At 71.8% G+C, this 3,352-nt stretch carries 3 protein-coding genes; 2 read left to right on the top strand and 1 reads right to left on the bottom strand.

All coding sequences use genetic code 11. The features are described from left to right. Positions 1-275: 275 nt before the first annotated feature. Together AB0C29_RS39635 and serA are read left to right on the top strand one after the other, a co-directional pair. Complete coding sequence (locus AB0C29_RS39635) at positions 276-1,193, top strand: aminoglycoside phosphotransferase family protein (protein ID WP_360831889.1); 918 nt, start codon at positions 276-278, stop codon at positions 1,191-1,193. 154 nt (positions 1,194-1,347) lie between these two features. Beyond that, a complete protein-coding gene (gene serA, locus AB0C29_RS39630) occupies positions 1,348-2,574 on the top strand; it encodes a phosphoglycerate dehydrogenase (protein ID WP_360831887.1) in 1,227 nt (408 codons plus the stop codon). Between the two features lie 19 nt (positions 2,575-2,593). Here serA and AB0C29_RS39625 read toward each other — a convergent pair. Beyond that, the coding region (locus AB0C29_RS39625) for a hypothetical protein (RefSeq protein ID WP_360831884.1) at positions 2,594-3,352 on the bottom strand (759 nt) is incomplete at its 5' end.

The following is a 3,352-nucleotide window of genomic DNA, read 5'->3' as shown; positions in this document are numbered from 1 at the left end:
GGCGGGCCGAGCAGGTCGCAGCTCGCCGGCGCAGAGCCAGCTCCGATCGCTCGCGCAGCCGGGCCTGCCACCGCAGGGCTTCGTCCTCGGTCATCCGCGCCGCGCTGACAGCGGCGGCGGTCGCTGCGCTCATGTCCTGTCCCCTCGCCGGACCTGGCGGACATCGTCCCGGGACGGTGTGACATTTCCGCCGGGGTGCGGGGGCAGTTGTGCGATCGAGTACGCCGGTGCCCGTTCCCGGACTGCGACCATCCGCCGGAGAGGAGGTCGATCAGATGATCCAGAGGTACGGGGTACGGATCGGCTGGGCGGATCTGCCCGAGCGGATCAGGGAGAAGGTCGAGGCCGTCATCGGCGGGCCGGTGGTGCACGCGGCCTCGCAGTCCGGCGGGTTCTCACCGGGGACGGCGGACCGGGTGCTCACCGCGGACGGCCGGCGGGCGTTCGTCAAGGCCGTCAGCACCGCGCTGAGCACCCGCTCGATCGAGCTGGCCCGCGCCGAGGCATACGTCACCGCCCGGATGCCCGTGGAGGCGCCCGTGCCCCGGCTGCTCGCGGCTCTCGACGACGGCGAGTGGGTGGTGCTGGTCCACGAGGACGTCGAGGGCCGGCATCCGCGTACCCCGTGGGTCGACGACGAGATCGACGCGGCCGTGCGGGCGCTGCGGGAGCTGGCCGACGCTCTCACGCCGTCGCCGGTGACCGGCGTGCCGACCGCGGCGGAGCACCTGGCCCATTGCTTCGGGGGCTGGGCCCGGATCGCCGCCGATCCGCTGCCCGATCTGGACCCCTGGGCGGCCGCGCACCTCGACGAGCTACGGGCCGCCGCGGACCGCGGCCTGGCCGCGGTCGCGACCGGTGCCACCCTCGCGCACTGCGACGTGCGGGCCGACAATCTTCTGGTACGCCCGGACGGCTCGATCCTCGTCGTGGACTGGCCGTACGGGTGCGTCGGACCGGCCTGGCTGGACACCGTCCTGCTGGCGATGAACGTGCTGGTGCACGGCGGCCCGGGCGACCGGCTGCTGACCGGCATCGAAGCGCGGACGGCGGCCGACGTCATCGCGGGATTCACCGGCGACTTCCTGGACCGCTCCCGGCACCCCTCACCGGGCATCCCGCACGTCCGGGAGTTCCAGCGCGCCCACGCCGACGCCATGCTGCCCTGGCTGCGACAGCGCGTTTCCGGCTGACCCGCGCGGGGGTGCTCGCGCGGGTGACCGCCAGATGGGAGCTGCGGCACACCTTCGCGGGGCGGGCAATCCGGGGCATTAGGCTGGTACGCCTGACCTGGGCTTCGGCGTGGCGGCCCGGATGGTCCCCCTTCCACGTGCACCAGAATCCGACATGGAACGGAAAGTGATGATCGACCAACCCAAGGTGCGAGTCCTGCTGCTCGAGAGCATCCACCCGGACGCGGTGTCCCGGCTCGAGGCAGAGGGTTACCAGGTCGAGTCCGTCGCCGGCGCCCTCGACGAGGTCGAGCTGGTCGAGCGCATCCAGGGTGTGCAGCTGCTCGGCATCCGGTCCAAGACCCGGGTGACCGCGAAGGTCCTGGAGGCCGCGGACAGCCTCGTCGCGATCGGCGCGTTCTGCATCGGCACCGACCAGATCGACCTGGCCGGCGCCTCCCAGGCCGGCATCGCCGTCTTCAACGCGCCGTTCTCCAACACCCGCTCGGTGGTCGAGCTGGCCCTCGCCGAGATCATCGCGATGACCCGCCGGCTCACCGAGAAGAACAACCTCATGCACGAGGGCATCTGGGACAAGGCGGCCAACGGCAGCCACGAGGTCCGCGGCCGCCGCCTCGGCATCGTCGGGTACGGCAACATCGGCACCCAGCTCTCCGTGCTCGCGGAAAACCTCGGCATGCACGTGTCCTTCTACGACACCGCCGACAAGCTGGCCCTGGGCAACGCTCAGCGCTGCGCCAGCCTCGACGAGCTGCTGGAGAGCTCGGACGTGGTGACGCTGCACGTCGACGGGCGGCCGGGCAACGCGGGCTTCTTCGGCGCCGAGCAGTTCGGCCGGATGCGTCCCGGGGCGATCTTCCTCAACCTGTCGCGCGGCATCGTGGTCGACCACGTGGCCCTGCGCGACGCGCTGACCAGCGGGCACCTCGCCGGTGCGGCCGTGGACGTCTTCCCGAAGGAGCCGAAGGGCCGCGGTGACGAGTTCGTCTCGGAGCTGCGCGGCCTGCCGAACGTCATCCTCACCCCGCACATCGGCGGGTCCACCGAGGAGGCCCAGTCGGACATCGGCGACTTCGTGGCCAACAAGCTCGTGCACTTCGTGCAGGAGGGCAACACCACGCTGAGCGTCAACCTGCCCAGCGTCGCCCTGCCGGCCAGCACCGACATGAGCCGCATCATCCACGTGCACCTGAACATGCCGGGCGTGCTGGCCCAGGTCAACAGCATCCTGGCCGAGCACCACGTCAACGTCGAGGGCCAGCTGCTGAGCACCCGCGGCGAGTACGGCTACCTGATCACCGACATCAGCGGCAGCTACAGTGCCGACGTCCTGGACCGGCTGCGCGGCATGAGCCAGACGGTGCGGCTGCGGGTCCTCTGATCCGCCCGGCCCGGGTGCGCTACTTCGCCGTCTCGACGGAGAGCAGCGTGACCCGGGCTTCCGCGGTCACGTCGTAGCGGTCGTTGGTGGTCCAGCCCTTGGGCGTCAGCGTCGATCCCGGCTTGACGTCGCGCAGGGTGCGCTTGCCCGCCGCCACCGTCTTCGCCCCGCCCTGCATCTGCACCCGCACCGGGAAGCCGGCCGGGCTGTTCAGCGACAGCTCGTCGACGGCGCCGGTGACCTTCAGCGCGACCGTGCCGGCCGGCTTGGGCAGGGCGATCTCGGTGACCCGGGAGCCGGCGACCAGGTCGATGCCGTCGACCTGCCCACCGGCGAAGTTGATGCGCTGCTCGTCGGTGGCGCCGGCGAAGCGCAGGTTCCACACCACCTTCGTGGTGAGCACAACCTCGACGGCCCCGGTGGTGCCGTCGCCGTCGGGGACCATGCTGAGCTGCACGCGGTCCTGGGCCAGCACGGGCTTCGGGACGAGGCCGGCGTCCTCGGCGGTGGCGATCCGGAAGAGGTCGTCGCCGAGGTCCTCGCTGCGCACGGTGATCTTGGTGACGGCGGTGGACAGCTCGAACGACGCGGCCGTACGGCCGTCGATCGGCGCGGTCGCGGTCCGGTCGCCGGACTTGCCGGCGCCCAGCTCCAGCACCGAGGTGAGGCTCTTGTCGGAGCCGGAGAAGTAGCTGACGCCCGCGACGGTGCCGCCGAGCAGCACCGCGAGGCCCAGCACGAAGCCGGCGACCAGCACACCACGGCCGCGCGGGGCCGG

Source organism: Actinoplanes sp. NPDC048791, assembly GCF_040650095.1.
Taxonomy (GTDB): Bacteria; Actinomycetota; Actinomycetes; order Mycobacteriales; family Micromonosporaceae; genus Actinoplanes.
The sequence above is the reverse complement of the archived record's forward strand: the minus strand, read 5'-3'. Positions and strand labels throughout refer to the sequence as shown.